Annotated in this window: 14 protein-coding genes and 1 pseudogene; 9 read left to right on the top strand and 6 right to left on the bottom strand. The window is 65.0% G+C overall.

Translation table 11 applies throughout. The annotated features are described in order from the left end of the window. Window positions 1-144 precede the first annotated feature (144 nt). Window positions 145-709: pseudogene (locus tag ACZY0R_RS04795) on the top strand (MFS transporter); the annotation flags it as partial. 37 nt (window positions 710-746) lie between these two features. On the opposite strand, the gene ACZY0R_RS04790 reads toward ACZY0R_RS04795, so the two are convergent. Further along, window positions 747-2243, bottom strand: coding sequence for a patatin-like phospholipase family protein (locus ACZY0R_RS04790; protein WP_488857362.1), 1497 nt, complete (start codon window positions 2241-2243; stop codon window positions 747-749). A gap of 340 nt (window positions 2244-2583) precedes the next feature. Between ACZY0R_RS04790 and ACZY0R_RS04785 the strand changes: the two genes are divergently transcribed. The 4 genes from ACZY0R_RS04785 (at window position 2584) to ACZY0R_RS04770 (ending at window position 6871) form a co-directional block, all read left to right on the top strand. Then, complete coding sequence (locus tag ACZY0R_RS04785; protein ID WP_488857361.1) at window positions 2584-3687, top strand: AI-2E family transporter; 1104 nt, start codon at window positions 2584-2586, stop codon at window positions 3685-3687. A gap of 66 nt (window positions 3688-3753) precedes the next feature. Beyond that, window positions 3754-4938, top strand: coding sequence for a sodium/glutamate symporter (gltS, locus tag ACZY0R_RS04780; protein ID WP_488857360.1), 1185 nt, complete (start codon window positions 3754-3756; stop codon window positions 4936-4938). 2 nt (window positions 4939-4940) lie between these two features. Next, window positions 4941-6431, top strand: coding sequence for a TAXI family TRAP transporter solute-binding subunit (locus tag ACZY0R_RS04775; RefSeq protein WP_488857359.1), 1491 nt, complete (start codon window positions 4941-4943; stop codon window positions 6429-6431). Window positions 6432-6475: 44 nt separating this feature from the next. Further along, window positions 6476-6871, top strand: a complete 396-nt coding sequence (locus ACZY0R_RS04770) for an avidin/streptavidin family protein (RefSeq protein WP_045242567.1) — start codon at window positions 6476-6478, stop codon at window positions 6869-6871. 4 nt (window positions 6872-6875) lie between these two features. On the opposite strand, the gene ACZY0R_RS04765 is transcribed toward ACZY0R_RS04770, so the two are convergent. Continuing rightward, window positions 6876-7679 carry a BPL-N domain-containing protein gene (locus tag ACZY0R_RS04765; RefSeq protein ID WP_488857358.1) on the bottom strand — a complete coding sequence of 268 codons (804 nt, stop codon included), beginning with the start codon at window positions 7677-7679 and terminating at the stop codon, window positions 6876-6878. Between the two features lie 669 nt (window positions 7680-8348). On the opposite strand from ACZY0R_RS04765, the gene gabT reads away from it, so the two are divergent. From gabT to ACZY0R_RS04745, 4 genes are all read left to right on the top strand, one after another. After that, a complete protein-coding gene (gene gabT / locus ACZY0R_RS04760) occupies window positions 8349-9611 on the top strand; it encodes a 4-aminobutyrate--2-oxoglutarate transaminase (protein WP_488857357.1) in 1263 nt (420 codons plus the stop codon). Between the two features lie 79 nt (window positions 9612-9690). Next, the gene (gene gabD, locus ACZY0R_RS04755) at window positions 9691-11148 is read left to right on the top strand and encodes an NADP-dependent succinate-semialdehyde dehydrogenase (RefSeq protein WP_488857356.1); all 1458 of its coding nucleotides are present in this window, start codon (window positions 9691-9693) and stop codon (window positions 11146-11148) included. A 186-nt stretch (window positions 11149-11334) separates the two neighbouring features. Further along, a complete protein-coding gene (locus ACZY0R_RS04750) occupies window positions 11335-12318 on the top strand; it encodes a Bug family tripartite tricarboxylate transporter substrate binding protein (protein ID WP_488857355.1) in 984 nt (327 codons plus the stop codon). Between the two features lie 57 nt (window positions 12319-12375). Next, window positions 12376-13965, top strand: a complete 1590-nt coding sequence (locus ACZY0R_RS04745; protein WP_488857354.1) for a gamma-glutamyltransferase family protein — start codon at window positions 12376-12378, stop codon at window positions 13963-13965. A 174-nt stretch (window positions 13966-14139) separates the two neighbouring features. On the opposite strand, the gene ACZY0R_RS04740 is transcribed toward ACZY0R_RS04745, so the two are convergent. The 4 genes from ACZY0R_RS04740 to ACZY0R_RS04725 all read right to left on the bottom strand — a co-directional run bounded on the left by ACZY0R_RS04740 (window position 14140) and on the right by ACZY0R_RS04725 (window position 16806). Beyond that, complete coding sequence (locus ACZY0R_RS04740; RefSeq protein WP_488859502.1) at window positions 14140-14274, bottom strand: helix-turn-helix domain-containing protein; 135 nt, start codon at window positions 14272-14274, stop codon at window positions 14140-14142. Between the two features lie 42 nt (window positions 14275-14316). Next, window positions 14317-15327 carry a Bug family tripartite tricarboxylate transporter substrate binding protein gene (locus tag ACZY0R_RS04735; protein ID WP_488857353.1) on the bottom strand — a complete coding sequence of 337 codons (1011 nt, stop codon included), beginning with the start codon at window positions 15325-15327 and terminating at the stop codon, window positions 14317-14319. A gap of 86 nt (window positions 15328-15413) precedes the next feature. Beyond that, entirely contained in the window at window positions 15414-16271 is an 858-nt protein-coding gene (locus ACZY0R_RS04730; RefSeq protein ID WP_488857352.1) for an SDR family NAD(P)-dependent oxidoreductase, read from the bottom strand. After that, the gene (locus ACZY0R_RS04725) at window positions 16264-16806 is read right to left on the bottom strand and encodes a carboxymuconolactone decarboxylase family protein (RefSeq protein ID WP_488857351.1); all 543 of its coding nucleotides are present in this window, start codon (window positions 16804-16806) and stop codon (window positions 16264-16266) included. Before ACZY0R_RS04725 ends, ACZY0R_RS04730 begins: the two co-directional genes overlap by 8 nt. Between the last annotated feature and the right edge of the window lie 11 nt (window positions 16807-16817).

Raw genomic sequence — 16817 nt, 5'->3', positions numbered from 1 at the left:
TTTCCGGTGTGACCAGGGGGCATATATTTTGTCATAAGCTGGATTGGCCCGTCACTTTTTTGGTTTTCCGGCGATCAGGGCGCAGTCGCGAGCATCGTCTGTCGGCGGGAAATTCGGCGGGAAATCCCTGGCGCTCTCGATCACCTGGCGCGCGCCGCAGCCGGGGCGCTGGCCGATCTGGGTAGCTGGCGCACGGTCTACTGGGTCGCCGCCGTGCTGATGCTGGCTACGTCCGCGGCGCTCTGGCGCCTGCTCCCGCGCCACAAGAACACGGTCGGGCTGAGCTACCCGCGCCTGCTCGTTTCCGTATTCCGCCTGTACACCGATGAGTCCCTGTTTCGTGCCCGTTCCCTGCTGGGCGCGCTTTTGTTCGCCTCGTTCGGCATGTTCTGGACGCCGCTGACCTTCCTGCTGGCCGCGCCGCCTTATGCCTACTCCAACACCACGATCGGGCTGTTCGGGCTGGCTGGTGCCGCCGATTTATCGGCTGAATCCGGAAGCGCGCAGCCGCCTTACCGCAGGGACCATGACGGCCAATTTCGTCGGCGCGGCCGCCGGCTCGCTGGCTTCCTCGTGGATTTTCGCGCATGCGGGCTGGTCAGGCGTTTGCACTGCCGGCGCGCTCCTGGGCGCGGCCGCGCTGTGGTACGCCGCACTTGCGCCAAATGCGCGCATTCCCGCAAGCACTGCCACGCCGGCCGGCGGCTAAATACCAGGCGGCATGCCGGTGAGGTAACCGATGAGCGCTACTTGTTACCGTGGTCGCCTGTTGTCGCGCCTGTTGTCTCGCCAGTTGTTTTGCCTGCTGGCGCCGGGGCGGCGATGACCCTGGCACCGACATCTTTCAGCAGCCGATTGAAATCGGGCGACGCCATGATGATCTTCCCCGCGGCGGCACGCAGCCGGTCGACAGCCTCGGCCGGCAGGGAAAACGATGTGGGCAGTTCGTTCAGGTAATCCAGTTCCGCCTTGTCCGTCAACTGGGCGAACGACACGTCGATGGCATAGATCGTTGCATCCGGCGTGCGCAATGCGGTGGCTACCTCGGCATCCCTGTTAGCTGAAAACGCACGGGACTCCCGGACCCGGCGCATGGATTGCCATCGCGACTGGCTGTCCTTCAACAGTTCGGTCGCCTCATAGGAATAATGGTCGATCGGAACACCTGTGGCCTTTACCAGTATCTGCAGCGTGCCCGGCGGGGATTCCGACTTGTCCCATGCCGTCTTTGGCGTGGACAGTGAATTGACGACAAAGATGACGATCCTGCGGGTATGGTCGAGTGGAGAAGGCTTGCCGATCAGATGCAGTGCTTCCATGACCTCCAGCGAATCCAGCACGCTGCGCATGCCGAGGTTGTCCGACACACCGCCATCCACGATATGGATGTAGGGCCGGTTGACGCTGTCCCCGAATTCGGCCTCCTCCTTCAGGTGACGGGTCGCGCGGGCGGCCGGCCGGGGCGGGTCGCTGGCATCGAGAAATGGCTTGATCCAGCCAGGAGGTTCGTAGTTGCAGGTGCCGCCGTAGTTGTTGAGGGTAATGGGCGTGAGTACCACCGGTACCGCCGACGATGCGGCAGCGGCACGGGAGAGCCGCACCGCATTCAGATCCGAGCAAAGCACGTCGAATGTGGTCTGCGTAAAGGGCAGGCGGGCACCCGTGGAGATGTCCGTGGCGGAGGCGACGATGAAGGGGCCATCCCCGCGATTGAGGTCGCCGAATGTCGCGCCATGGAACAGGATTTCGTCGTACAGGCCTGATGCCAGTTCCGAGCGGCCCCAGCCGCTCGACCATAGGGATGGCCAGTAGCCTGGATTGAGCGTACGGAATGTAATTTCCCCCTGCACGTCGCGCTTGAGGAAGCGCTGCTCGTAATCGTCAAACAGCTTGTCGCCGTAGAGGCCATAGGCGAGCGCCGTAAAGCTTCCGCCGGATACGCCAGTGATGACACCGACATGGTCGAGCAGGCGAGACTTGTTGCCTTTCGGTCCGACGACTTCGGTATTGCGCAGGAACTCGAGGACGCCGTACGAGAATGCCGCAGCGCGTGTCCCACCGCCCGAGAAGGCCAGGATCACCAGGTTTTCGTTGCCTGACGAATATTGCGGGCGCGTGAGGAATCGATAGCCAGTATCCGGCGCGGCGTGGGCGATGGGCGGGTTGACCGGGCGGCTGGCGCAGCCGCCGAGCACGATCAGGAAGGCAAGTACCACCAATGCAGGCGTCGGCAGTCGGACCATGGGATCCTCCGGGTATTCGCCGGGTATTGTTACGGGGCGTACTCATTGAGGTTGTCCCGGCACTCTGACTAGCCTAGACTAGAACTCACCGAATCGGGGGTGTGTCTCGCCTTTGCCCTCGTATGGCGAACGCGCCGATGCCGGCATTGCCCGTGCCGTGCGTTGTGTGGATGCGCATCATTGTGGTCCGCGCGTTATGGCTTGAACCGGGATCGTGCCCCGCCGGGGCACGATCCCGGACGTATCGTGTCGCCCGGACATGGCGTAACGGCAGGGATGAGATGCCGTGGCCTGGCTTACCGACCCGATACCTTTGCAGTGACCTGCAAGGAGGCAATCGATGTTGCCCACGCCCGTTTCCGAGAAGGCGCTGTCCCGCGGTATGCTCGATGTACTGATCCGTGCCGGGCTGATCGCTGTCCTGGTGATTTTCTGCTTCCAGATATTCCGTCCGTTTTTCGACCTGCTCGTCTGGTCGCTGATCCTGGCGATCACCCTCTATCCGCTGCAGGTGAAACTCAGCCCGATGCTGGGCAACAAGGACGGCCGCACCGCCACGCTGATCATCCTGGTCGTGATCGGCATCATCATGGTGCCGACCTACCTGTTGGGTGTCGCCATGGCGGAGTCGGTGGAGAATGGCATGGCCCTCGTCAAGAGCGGGGAGTTCCAGGTTCCACCGCCGGCCGAGTCGGTAGCCGGTTGGCCGCTGGTGGGGAAGCAGCTGTATGCCTTCTGGGTGCAAGCCGCCACCGACCTGACCGGACTGGTGATGAAGCTCGCGCCTCAGCTCAAGGACTTCAGCCTCGTGCTGCTGGGCGCGGCCGCGGGTCTCGGCAGGGGGTTGCTGGTATTCGTCTTTGCACTGATCATCGCCGGCATCATCATGGCTTTTGGGGAGGAGGGCAGCCGTAGCGCCGTGCAGATTGCCTCGCGCATCTTCAACCCGGAAAAAGGCCCGCAGATCACCGGGTTGTGCACCTCCACCATTCGCGCGGTTGCCCAGGGGGTGGTCGGCATTGCCTTCATCCAGATGCTGCTGATCGGCGTCGGCTTCGTGCTCAAGGGCATTCCTGCCGCCGGCCTGCTGGCTCTGGGGGTGCTGCTGCTTGGGATCATGCAGCTGCCGGCCACGCTGATTACCGTCCCGGTGATTGTCTTCGTCATCGCCACCGAGGGTGCCAGCGTGGCTACGATCGTCTTCTCCATCTATGTCTTCGTTGCAGGGCTGGCCGATAACGTCCTCAAGCCCCTGCTGCTGGGCCGGGGTGTCGACGTGCCGATGCCGGTGGTGCTGATCGGCGCTCTGGGCGGGATGGTCAGCGGCGGCGTCATTGGCTTGTTTATTGGCCCGGTAATGCTCGCGGTCGGCTATCAGCTGTTCTGGCAATGGGTCGAGGACCAGCACCATGGTAGCGGCCCAGGAGACCAGAAACCAGTTTGATACTGCCAGGCTCGCCGCTTGTCGCGTTGGATTTGTGCGAACTGCCTGACTCCAACGGAATTGCCGATGAGTCTCGATCCCCTTAGCTCCTTGCTGGCGGCCGTCGTCGTGCTACTCATCGGCGCGCTGGTCAATCGCAGGGTTGGGGTGCTGTCGAGATACAACATCCCGGATCCCATTACCGGCGGCCTGCTTTTCGCGGTGCTGTCCGCGCTGGCCCTGGCAACCGCGGATTTCAAGGTCACGATCGACCAGAGCATCAAGCCGGTGCTGCTGCTGATGTTCTTCGGCGGGATGGGGCTGAGCGCGGACTTGCGCACGCTTCGCCGGGGAGGCAAGGCGCTTGTCATCTTCCTGATGATCATGCTGCCCTACATCGTCGCGCAGAACGCGGTCGGCGTCGCGATGGCGAAGGTTCTGGACTTGCACCCGATCTTCGGGCTGGTCGGTGGCTCGATTACCCTCGTGGGCGGCCATGGCACCGGCGCGGCCTATGCCGAGCGCTTCGCGGAAGTGAACAACCTGCAGTCCGTGATGGACTTGTCCATGACGGTGGCGACGCTGGGCCTGATTGTCGGCGGCATCATCGCCGGCCCGGTCGCGCAGTTCCTGATCACGCGCTACCACCTGCGATCCCGGGTGGAGGAAACCGCGAGCGACGACATGCAGCCGGCGGCGCCAATCGCCACCGTCGGCGCGATCGGCTCCCTCGCCGGCATCTTTGCCGCGGTAGTGGCCAGCCGGTGGCTGGCAGCGCAGTTCACCGGCGGCTCGATCACCATACCGGCTTTCCTGTGGTGCATGGTGACGGGCGTCGCCATCCGCAACCTCTGCCCATTCATCGGCCTGCGTTTCGATGACCGCGCCACGGACCTGATCTCGAACGTGTGCCTGTCGCTGTTCCTCGTCATGACGATGATGGCGCTCGACCTGATCGAGGTGGCGCTGTCGGCGGGGCCTTTCATTGTCATCATTGCGATGCAGGTGGTATTCCTCGTCTTCTACGCCGTTTTGGTCTGCTTTCGCTTCATGGGCCGCGACTACGAGGCGGCCGTCACCTCCGCGGCGTTCATTGGCTTCAATATGGGCTCCACCGCGACCGCCATGGCGAACATGCAGGCGATTACCGCAAAGTACGGGCCGGCTCCGACCAGTTACCTGATCGCCCCGCTCGTCGGCGCATTCTTCGTCGACCTGATGAACGCGGTGGTGCTGACGCTATGGCTTGCGCTGCCGATTGTGGGAGGCTGACCATGCGCGCCCTCATCGCCATGATGCTGGCCGCCGTGCTGGCCGTCCTCCTGAGCGGCTGCGGCGGCGGCCCGGATGCCGACAGCCTGCGGGCCGGGGTCAACGACCGCCTGGTGCAGGCGCTGCCGGCCGGGACGGTGGAACTGGTCAGCCTTGAGCGCCGTGGCTCCCAGGCGGACATCAAGGCGGCGGGCGAGACACGCCGCACAGTCTACTTCGATGCGCAACTGAAGCTCGCGCGCGACTTTGATTTCGGCGGATGGGACGCGCCGGGCGTCGCCGGCCTGGTTTCCGCGCTGGGCGCGGGCCCGAAGGGCATTTCCGGTATTACCTCGGGCGGCAACAAGGCGGGAGACATCATCCGCGCCCACGGTACCGCGCTCTACAAGCGCGAGGGGGACCGGTGGATCGCGGTTACCTCCGGCGGCTACCGGCCCGCCGAGGCGCCGGACTACGTTACCAATACTGCGCCAGGCGCTGCCGCCATCCTGGACGCGATGCGCAAGGTGATCGAATCCGTGCCCAAGGATGCTTCGCCTGCCGAGCAAGCGGCCATCGAGCAGGAGCTTACGGTGGCTTATGCCAGCGTACGCGCACGGCTCGCGCGCGCGGCGGACGGATACGCGATCGCGGCCGGTGCCGAGCACGGACAGTATTTGCGCTTTGCCCGCGCGCTGGCGAGCGAGACCAGGGTCAGGGTAGTGCCCCTGATCACGCGGGGAGGAGAGGAAAATCTGCGTCTGCTGCGGGAGGGCAAGGTTTCGGTTGCGCTTGCGCAGGGCGATGCCGCGCTCGATGCCTATGAGGGCAAGGGCGCCTTTGCCACGGACGGGCCGTACGCCTCGCTGCGCGCGCTGGGCAGCCTGTATCCGGAAGCCGTGCACGTCCTGGTGCGGGCCAACGACTCGCTGGCATCGATGGCGGACCTGCGCGGCCACAAGGTCGCCATGGGTGAACCGGGCTCCGCGTCGCGCGTCACCGCGGTACGCGTGCTCGAGGCGCATGGGCTCGGCCTGAAGGACATCGAGCCCCAGGACTTGAGCATCGGCGCCGCGCTGGTTGCGCTGCGCCAGAAGCAGGTCGACGCCGTGATACAGGTCATCGGTGTGCCGGCGGACAGCGTGCGCGATGCGCTTGAGGACGTGCCGCTGCGGCTGTTGCCGCTCTCCGAGCGCGGCATCGCCGCGCTGGCCGGTGCGAAGACCGCGTACTTTCCCTACACGATCTCGCGCGGTGCGTACGCGAACCAGCGGCAAGACGTGCGGACCGTCGCGACCGCGGCGCTGCTCCTCACGGCAAGCGACCTCTCCGATGCCGAGGTGGCTGCGCTGACCCGCCTGGTTTTCGCAAACGGCAACGATCTCGCCGCGCGCGGCAGCGCGCAAGGTGCGCAGGTCTCGGCGGCGACGGCGCTGCAAGGGCTTGCCGTGCCCCAGCACCTTGCCGCGGCAAAGGCGCTCGATGCGATGAGTGCCGGCGCCAGGAAGAAGTAGGCGTCAAACGCATTTTCCAATCCGCGCAATGCAAAGGAGGCACCATGACAATCCGTGTTGGACGATGGCTCGGCCGAAACGGCGGCGGGCTTGAGATTCTTTCCATCGAGCCGGGTGCCCGCTTCACCGGCCGCTACCAGACCAAGGTGGGCAAGCCCGATCCCAATGCGTGGTTCGACGCGCATGGCATGACCGACGGCACGCTGATCGGATTCACGGTGCTTTGGAAGAATGCTTCGGAGGCGCACGCATCGCTGACCACCTTTGCCGGCCGCTACCTGGCCAAGGGGGAGCAGGACGGTCTCGGTGATGCATCGAGAGAACGGATCGAAGCCCAGTGGGTTCTTGCGCGGCTCTGCGACGACGACGATCCCGGCAAGCCGCATGCGATGTGGGAGACCTTTCTCTCCAACTCCGCCGTCTGGTACTGGACGCCCTGAGCGGTCAGCCCAGCAAGAGTCCCGCGTGAGCAAGCAGCTGGCGGAAAACCGCCAGCCGCGCCTCTCCGGTCCGCGCCAGCCTGCGGCAAACGTGCAAGTGCGCGGCCATGTCGCTGTGTCCGCGCAGTGCGTCCTTGCACTCGCGCTCCGAGATTTCCAGGTGGACACCGGTCAGGATTGCGCAGCCTTTACCCACGCTTGCGCTCACGATGGCGGGAGGATTGCCTTCGATGCCGGTGTACACGGCCAGGATCCTCGCCGCATGGTTCGTTGCGTCGCCGAAATCGAAGCGGCAGCCGCCGTGGTAGTGCGCATAAAGCGTCGTCGGGGCGGCGGTCAGGCTATGGGTCGTCCGGATCTCCGCGGCCGTGGCGCTCCTCGGCGTTGCGTCGTAAGCGACGCCCCCCGTGAGCTGGGGCAGCGAGCCAACCGCGACCGCATCCACAAAGTTCAGTTCGCGTGCGCCGCAGATTGCGCCCTCGGTTCCGGCATGGAATGCCAGCTCCCTGCAGGCGTAGTACGCGCCCGCGCAAATGCCCAGGTAGACGCCGCCCTGCTCGACGAAGCGCCGGATGCGCGCGTTGGGGGCGCCGTTCAATGCGGCGCAATAGGGAAGGTCGGCACCGCCCGGCATGACAAACAGCGCAGCGTCATCGAAGAGCGCCGCGTCATGCCTGAGGTCATCGGCCATGACCCCCCTGATCTCGTAAGCGCCGGGAAGCAGTTGCTGTCCGATCATTCTCATCAGCCGTGAGGTCCCGTCGGACGTGCCGGCATCGATATAGGTCAGGATCTGGGGCTTTGCCATGATGGTTCGCCGATGTGCAACGCGGCATCGCGTCGCTGGTGATCTTACGCCCTAGGTTTTGCCGGCACCAGATTCCGGGAGCCTGGCCGTCCTTGAAGCATCCCGTACGATCCTGCGCGCCGGCATGGAAACCAAGCCGCCTGCCCGCCGTGACAACGCAAAGTGGTCCGGAGGTTGCCGTGTTCGTGCCAAAAGCCTGGTGCCATTTGCAGGATTATCCGTGCAAGACAATATGGTTTGGTGAAGTAATTCATAAGTAGGTGCCACTTCCCATCGGGGGCAGTGACGGAACCAGCCGCCATCAACTGTCTCCAGGCAGGCCGCACGGGATTACAACGTAATTCCCTTGGTGATCCGTCTTGACGCCAGCAGCTTGCTGGTTCCCGTTACGTCCTGTCACGTCTGAAGCCTGCGTGAGATTCATGCATCACGTCGTGGCTGTCCGGTAACCGCTCCGGACGGAGCGGCAGCGAATCCGCCAAGAGAGTTCTCTTAAAAATGGCCCTATCAACAAGCATCAATATGGATCTAGTGGTGGTGCCAATTTTCGGTTAATTTTCTACTCCACCGCATTCCGGCCGAGATGCCGCACCCGGCTGCCGGTTGACGACATGAACGGCGGACAACGCAGTCCGTTGGCCCAAACCGAAGCAAGAGATGGAGCAAGAGATGAAGAACGCCGAACTGGTCCGCCGCAAAGATGCCGCCACGCCCCGTGGCGTTGGCGTGATGTGCAATTTCTACGCCGAGCGTGCCGAGAATTCCGAGATCTGGGATGTGGAGGGCAAGCGCTATATCGACTTCGCCGCCGGCATCGCCGTCCTGAACACCGGCCATCGTCATCCACGCCTGGTGGAGGCCATGCAGCGCCAACTGGAGCGCTTCACGCACACCGCCTACCAGATCGTCCCCTACGCCAGCTACATCGATCTGGCCGAGAAAATCAACCAGCGTGCCCCCGGCGGTTCGGTCAAGAAGACGGCGTTCTTCACGACGGGCGCCGAAGCCGTCGAAAACGCGATCAAGATTGCCCGTGCCGCCAGCGGCCGTCCTGGCGTGATCGCCTTTTCGGGGGGCTTCCATGGCCGCACCATGATGGGCATGGCGCTGACCGGCAAGGTGGTGCCGTACAAGGTTGGCTTCGGACCGTTCCCCGGCGAGGTGTTCCACGCGCCGTATCCTTGCGCGTTGCACGGCGTGTCGGTGGAGGACTCGCTCAAGGCGCTGCAGAACCTGTTCAAGGCCGATGTGGATCCCAAACGCGTGGCTGCCATCATCTTCGAGCCGGTGCAGGGCGAGGGCGGCTTCAACGTGGCGCCGGCCGCGTTCGTCAGGGCGCTGCGCGCGATTTGCGACGAGCACGGCATCCTGCTGATCGCCGATGAAGTGCAGACCGGCTTCGGGCGTACCGGCAAGCTCTTTGCGATGGAGCACTACGAAGTGGCGCCGGACCTGACCACGATGGCGAAAAGCCTGGCGGGAGGCATGCCGCTGTCGGCGGTATGCGGTCGCGCCGAGGTGATGGACGCCCCGGCACCCGGCGGGCTTGGCGGCACCTATGCCGGCAACCCGCTGGCGGTGGCTTCCGCCCTGGCCGTGCTGGACGTGCTCGAAAGCGAGAACCTGATCGAGCGCGGCAACGTGCTGGGCAAGCGCCTGGTGGACCGTCTGGAGAGCCTCAGGTCCGGCGTGCCGCAAATCGCCGAAGTGCGCGGTGTCGGCGCCATGGTCGCCGTTGAATTCCGCAAGGCGGATGGCAGCCCGGACGCCGATTTCACGCGCACTGTGCAGAACCGCGCGCTGGAACAGGGCCTGTTGCTGTTGTCGTGCGGCATCTACGGCAACGTGATCCGTTTCCTGTTCCCCCTCACCATCAGCGATGCCGTGATGGACGAGGGCCTCGACATCCTGGCTGACGCATTGACCCGCTGATCCCAGGCGGACCCAAACGTACCAAAACGCACCCCAAAACGCACCCAAACGGATACAACAGGACCAAACGGACTTCATCATGGAACTCAAGGATGCAGGCTTGCTGCGTGCGCAAGCTTTTGTCGGCGGCACGTGGCGGAACGCCGACAGCGGTGAGACCTTCGCCGTCACCGATCCCGCGACCGGCGCCGTAATCGGCACGGTGCCTTTGATGGGCGCGGCGGAAACGCGCCGCGCCATCGAGGCCGCGCGCACCGCGCAGGCCGCCTGGCGCGGCAAGACCGCGCGCGAGCGCAGCCAGGTGCTGCGCAACTGGCATGAGCTGATGCTCGCCAATGCCGACGACCTTGCCCTGCTGATGACTACCGAGCAAGGCAAGCCGCTGGCCGAGGCCCGTGGCGAAGTGACCTACGCCGCGTCGTTCCTCGAATGGTTCGCCGAGGAAGGCAAGCGCGTCAGTGGCGACGTGCTGTCGTCCCCTGCCGGCGACAAGCGGCTGTTGGTGGTGAAGGAGCCGGTGGGCGTCTGCGCGGCGATCACGCCCTGGAATTTCCCGCTGGCCATGATCACGCGCAAGGCCGGGCCCGCCCTGGCCGCGGGCTGCGCGATGGTGCTCAAGCCGGCGGAGGACACCCCGCTGTCCGCCCTCGCGCTGGCAGTGCTGGCGGAGCGCGCGGGCGTGCCGGCGGGCGTGCTGAGCGTGCTGACGGGCGACGCCCGGGCGATCGGCGGCGAGCTGACCGCCAATCCGGTCGTGCGCAAGCTCAGCTTTACCGGCTCGACGGAAGTTGGCCGCATCCTGATGCGCCAGTCGGCGGACACCATCAAGAAGCTCTCGCTTGAACTGGGCGGCAATGCGCCCTTCATCGTCTTCGACGATGCCGACCTGGACGCCGCGGTAGAGGGCGCGATCGCCTCGAAGTACCGCAACGCGGGCCAGACCTGCGTTTGCGCAAACCGCCTCTACGTGCACGACAAGGTCTATGACGCCTTTGCGCAGAAGCTGGTCGCCGCCGTGGCGAAGCTCAAGGTTGGCCACGGTGTCGAGCCCGGCGTATTGCAGGGCCCGCTGATCAATGAGGACGCGGTGGCCAAGGTGGAGTTGCATATCGCGGACGCAATGGCCAAGGGCGCGCGGCTGCTGTCCGGCGGCAAGCGGCACAGCCTGGGCGGCACCTTCTTCGAACCGACCGTGCTGGCCGACGTGACCCCGGCCATGCGCGTGGCGAAGGAAGAGACGTTCGGCCCGCTGGCGCCGCTGTTCCGCTTCTCCACCGACGCGGAAGTGATCGGCATGGCCAACGACACCGAGTTCGGTCTCGCCTCCTATTTCTTCAGTCGCGATATCGGCCGCATCTGGCGCGTCGCCGAAGCGCTCGAATACGGCATGGTGGGCATCAACACGGGCCTGATCTCGAACGAAGTCGCGCCGTTTGGCGGTGTCAAGCAATCCGGCCTGGGCCGCGAAGGCTCGAAGTACGGCATCGAGGACTACCTGGAGATCAAATACCTGTGCATGGGAGGGGTCGACCGCTGAAGCCGGCGCGTCTCGCACTGCCGGTTCACCCGGCCCGGCGCCCGGTGTTCTTCTGTCCGGATTCAGGCTGGTATTGACTTAAGCCACGGCCTGGGTAGAGGCGGTCCAAGAGGAGGCCGCCCGCCCAAGGCAAGCGCTGTACGCAGCGCAGCGAGTGGATTCTCTACAATCGAGGAGGGTAGTTTCATGCAGGTTCGTTTTCGTTTCATCCGTTCCATTGCCGCCGTGGCGGCGATGGCGGCATCGTCCCTGGTTCTCGCGCAGGGCCCGCGAGACTGGCCCACGCAGCCGGTGCGCATCGTCGTGCCATTCCAGGCCGGCTCCGCGACGGACTTGCTTTCCCGCCAGCTCGGCATTGCACTCGGCAAGGAATACGGCCAACCCTTCGTGGTGGAAAACAAGCCCGGCGCCGCGGCCATGATCGGTAGCGAGGCCGCGGCCCGCGCGCCTGGCGATGGCTACACGCTGCTGATGTCCGGTCCCGCGTCGATGGTGACCAACCGCTTTCTCTACAAGAAGCTCAGCTACGATCCGGATGCCTTCGAGAAGATCACGGTTGTGGCCTACACGCCGAACATCCTGCTGTCGAATCCGTCGCTGCCGTTCAAGACGCTGCCCGAGATGGTGGCCTATGCCAAGGCCAATCCAGGCAAACTGAGCTACGCCTCGTTCGGAGCAGGAACCACCTCGCACCTGGCCGGCGAGATGCTGAAGGCGATGGCCGGCATCGACATCGTTCACGTTCCTTACAAGGGCGCAGCCGAAGCGATTCCAGCGCTGCTGTCGGGTCAGGTGTCGATGTACTTCGACACCATCATGACGGGGTTGCCTTTTGTGAAGGCGGGCAAGCTGCGTGCGCTTGGTATGTCGAACAGCAAGCGTTCGTCGATGGCCCCGGATGTGCCGACCATCGCGGAGCAAGGCTATCCCGGCTTCGATATCGCCCCATGGTATGGCCTGGTCGCGCCGAAGGGCACGCCGGGCGAGATCGTGGCCAAACTCAATGTCTCGGTCAACAAGCTGCTCAAGGATCCGGCCTTCCGCGACAAACTGGGCGCCACGGGCGCCGAGCCGCGCGGCGGCAGCGCGGCGGACTTCAACACGATGATCAATGCCGAGATTCCGCGCACCGAGAAGCTGGTAAAGCAATCGGGCATTGCCTTGCAATAAGCGGCGCGCGCTTCCATCCGCGTTCCGGATTTTCCCCATCCTACTGAGTCGCTCCTAATGTTGCCTTTCGACTGGTCCTTCCCCTATCCCTCCCAGAAGATGCCGCTGCTTGCCGCCAATGCGGTCAGCACCAGCCAGCCGCTCGCCGCGCAAGCCGGCCTGCGCATGCTGTATGAAGGCGGCAACGCCATCGACAGCGCGATCGCCACGGCGATCGCGCTGACGGTGGTGGAGCCGGTAATGAACGGTATCGGCGGCGACATGTTTGCGCTGGTCTGGCACGAAGGCCAGTTGTACGGTCTCAACTCCAGTGGCCGCGCGCCTGCGCTTTGGACACCCAAATATTTCGCGGGCCGCGAGAAAATGCCTTCGGTCGGCTGGGATACGGTGACGGTGCCGGGTCAGGTCGCAGGCTGGAAGGCACTGTCCGCCCGCTTCGGCAAGCTGCCGTTCGCGCGCCTGTTCGCACCGGCAATCGAATATGCGGAGCAGGGCTTCATGGTATCGCCGCAGATCGCGCGCCAGTGGGCGGCACAGGTGCCCGTGCTGGCCGGCCAGCCTGGCTTCGCCAAGGCCTTCATGCGCGACGGCAAGGCGCCGCAGGCTGGCGAGCGCTGGCGCTTTCCGGAGCAGGCCGCCACGCTGCAGCGCATCGCCGAAAGCGATGGCGAGAGCTTCTACAAGGGCGAACTGGCCGCGCGCATCGTCGCCTTTGCCGAGGAAACCGGCGGCGCCATCCGTGCCGATGACCTGGCGCAGCACGCGCATAGCTGGGTTACGCCGCTGTCGCAGGATTTCCGCGGCTACACGTTGCACGAGATTCCGCCCAACGGGCAGGGTCTGGCTGCGCTGATCGGGCTCGGCATCCTCGACCGCTTCGACATTGAAAGCATGGGGCGTGACAGCGCGGACTTCTACCATGTCGGCGTCGAAGCGATGAAGCTCGCGTTCGCCGACCTGCATCGCCACGTCTCCGACCCGGCGACGATGCAGCACGATCCCAAGGCATTTCTCGACCCGGCCTATCTGGCCGAGCGCGCCGCGCTGATCGACATGGCGCGCGCGAGCACGCCCGGCGCCGGCATGCCCAAGACCGGCGGCACGGTGTACCTGACATCGGCCGATGCGGCCGGTTCGATGGTTTCGTTCATCCAGTCCAACTATCGCGGCTTCGGCTCTGGTGTGGTGGTGCCCGGCACCGGCATCTCGCTGCACAACCGTGGCGAGGGCTTCAACCTGACGCCGGGGCACGCCAACTGCGTCGGCCCGCGCAAGCAGCCGATGCATACCATCATCCCTGGCTTCATCACGCGCAATGGCGCGCCGGTGATGTCATTCGGCGTGATGGGCGGTTCCATGCAGGCTCAGGGCCATGTGCAGATGATGGCGCGGCTGGCCGCCGTTGGCCAGAACCCGCAGGCAATGAGCGATGCACCGCGCTTCCGCGTCGAGAACGGTCCGGTGGTCAATGTGGAATCGCATATGCCGGCAGACGTGGTCGCCGCGCTGCGCGCGCGTGGGCACAAGGTCGAGGTGGCGCCGCCAGATAGCCTGGAGTTTGGTTCCGCGCAGTTGATCTACAAGGCGGAGCACGGGTATATCGCTGCGTCGGATTCGCGGCGGGACGGGCAGGCGGTAGGATTCTGAGCGTGATGGCAGGCGCGCCAGGCCAATGAGTACAGGTTGCCGTGGCTTTCCGCTGACGTGACAGTCACCGCGCTACGACAATGAATCGCGGCACCAACATTACCGTTGGTGTCGCATTTTTTGTTTCAGGACCAGCGTGGAGGCCACTCATCCGGGCGGCCTAAGCGGCAAGATCTAGCTCCTGATCCCCAGAGTCTGAGAAGGCAGTTCACCAAACCGCTGCTTGTAAACAGCTGCGAACAGGCCGAGATTGACGTAGCCCCAGGCGGCGGCGACAGTGCGAACCGTGGTCCCTTTGCCGGCAAGCAGCAGTTCGGCCCGGACGCGATAATGGAAATAGTCCTTGGCTTCTCAGTCTAAACTGATGCCGTTCGCTTTGGCGATGCCTTGCCAGAGGGACAGGTCCGTGCGCACGGTCTGGGCAAATTGTTCCGCGCTTTTCAATGGCGGATCGATCAGGTTGAGCTGGACGAATCGGTCACGCAGCTCCGGGGCGGACAGGGTGTTCAGGACCTCCAGGTGCACGGCCGCCACCACGCCCGCTGGCGTACCGCGCGGGGCGAACACACCATACCAGGCATCTGTATCGAAACGATAACCTTGTTCGGTCATGGTCGGCAGGTCCGGCAGCGCCGGCCCCCTGTGCGAGCCGGTGATGGCGATGCCGCGCAGCTTTCCGGTCTTGATCAGCGGCACCGAACTGGTGGCGTCGACGAAGGCCACCTTCACCCGCCCGCCCTGCATGTCCTGGTAGATCTGACCGATCGTCTTGTAGGGCACATGCCGGATGTCGAGTCCTTCCTGCCGCTTCAGGTACTCCATCACGAGCTGCCCGGTGGAGCCCGGGCCCCAGGTGGCATAGTCGTACTTGCCGGGATTCGCATTGACGAGGGCAACGAACTCCTTCAGGTTGCGCGCGGGAAAATCCGGCGAAGCTACCAGATGGATGCCTCCTGAGAAGATTTGCGCCACGGCCACAAGGTCGCGCGTCACATCGAACGGCAGCTTGTGCAGCAGGGCCTGGCTGATGACGGTGGAAGACGAGCTGGCGAATAGCAAGGTGTAGCCGTCTGGCGGCGCCTTGGCCACCGCGTCGACACCGATGACGCCATTGGCGCCCGGCCGGTTGTCGACCACGACGGGCTGGCCAAGCGTGCGCGACAAGCGCTCGGCAAAGATTCGCGCAATGGTGTCGGGCCCGCTGCCGCCGGCGCTGGGCAGGATCAATCGAACCGGCCGTGCCGGCCACGGCTGCGCGCTGGCCGGCGCCGCGCCAAGCGCAAGGCCCAGCGCCATGCCAATCGCGGGTGCCAGGGCCAGGAAGCGGCCGAGTCCCAAAGTGTTCCAGCAATTCCGCATCATGTTTGTCTCCTGCATATTGTTGTGACGACGGGCCTGGCCATGGCACAGCTCAGGCCCGCTTGACCTCTACGATGCTGCGCCAGCCGTCAGGCAGCGGCGCGCACGGCACCGATCGACAGGCCGCCATCGACGATGAGCATCTGTCCGTTGACGTAGGAGGACTCGGTGCTGATCAGGTAGAGCGCGGCATGCGCAACCTCCCAGCCTGTGCCCTGCCGGCCGAACGGCAGCGGACGGGCCGCGCGCGAGGGCCGGGCGCGCGAGGCGTCCCGGCCCATCGGTGTGTCGATCAGTCCTGGTGCCAGCACATTCGCACGCAAGCCGCTGGGCTGGCCGGCGAATGCCACCGCGCGGCCCAGCGCGGTCAAGGCTGCCTTGGAAGTCTCGTAGGCCGGCAGGCCGCTCAGCGGCGAGATCGCCGCCGTGGAGGCCACGAACACGATGGCGCTGCCAGCGGGCATGACGGCGGCGGCCTCCTGGGCGCAGAACATCGGGGCGCGCAGGTTGATGTCCTGGACCCGGTCCCAGTCTTCGGGCGTCTCCGCGCCGAAGCGATTCTGGTTGCCGATCCCGACGTTGACCACCAGGCCATCGAGCCCGCCCAGCGCGGCCGCGGCCTGGGCCACCATGCGCGAGATCTGAGCGGGGTCCGCAACGTCGGCCTGGACCGGCACCGCGCGGCCGTCCTCGCGCAGGATCAGGTCGACCGTATCCTGCGCGGCGCCGGCATCAATATCGGCGCACGCCACGGCGGCGCCCTCGCGGGCGAACAGGATTGACATGGCACGGCCATTGCCTACCGACGGCACCGGATCGACGGTGCGGCGTTGGCCCGCGCCTACCACCAGGATGCGGCGCCCGGCGAGCCGGCCGTCACGGCGCGGCACGCCAAGCGCGGGTGCAAACAGTTGTTGGTCCGGACGGCTTTCCAGGGATTCAGTCATGACGCAGCTCCAGTTTTTCCAGCGGCGGGTTTTCGATATCGACTTCGAGGTTTTCCAGCAGGCGCGACACCAGCATGTAGAAGCCGATGGTTGCCAGCAGCTCGACCATCATCTGTTCGTCCAGGGCCGCCGCAACCTTGGCGTAGAGCGGCGCCGGTGCCTTGACGTCATGCACCACGGCATCGGTGAATGCGATGACAAGGCGCTCGAGTTCGCTGAAGTCTCCGTTGGCATCCGGCTTCAGCACGGCATCGATTTTTTCTTCCGGCACACCGGCGGCGCGCGCCACACGCCGGTGCTGATGCACTTCGTAACTGGCGCCGCTGAGCGCGCCCACCCGCAGGATGACCAGCTCGCGCAGCGTGGGCGGCAGCGAGGCCTCCGTGAGAATGGCGCGGCCGAGACCGAGGAAGCCGAGCGCGATCTCCGGCGCATGCGGCAGGATCCTGTACAGGTTGAGGGCGGGACGCCCGCGCAGTTGCTCGCCAAGGCGGCCGGGCACGTTGTCCACATCGAAGTAAGGCAGTCTGGCCATGTTGTGTTGTC

The organism is Cupriavidus sp. F041, assembly GCF_057814235.1.
This window is presented reverse-complemented; position numbering and strand designations above follow the sequence as displayed.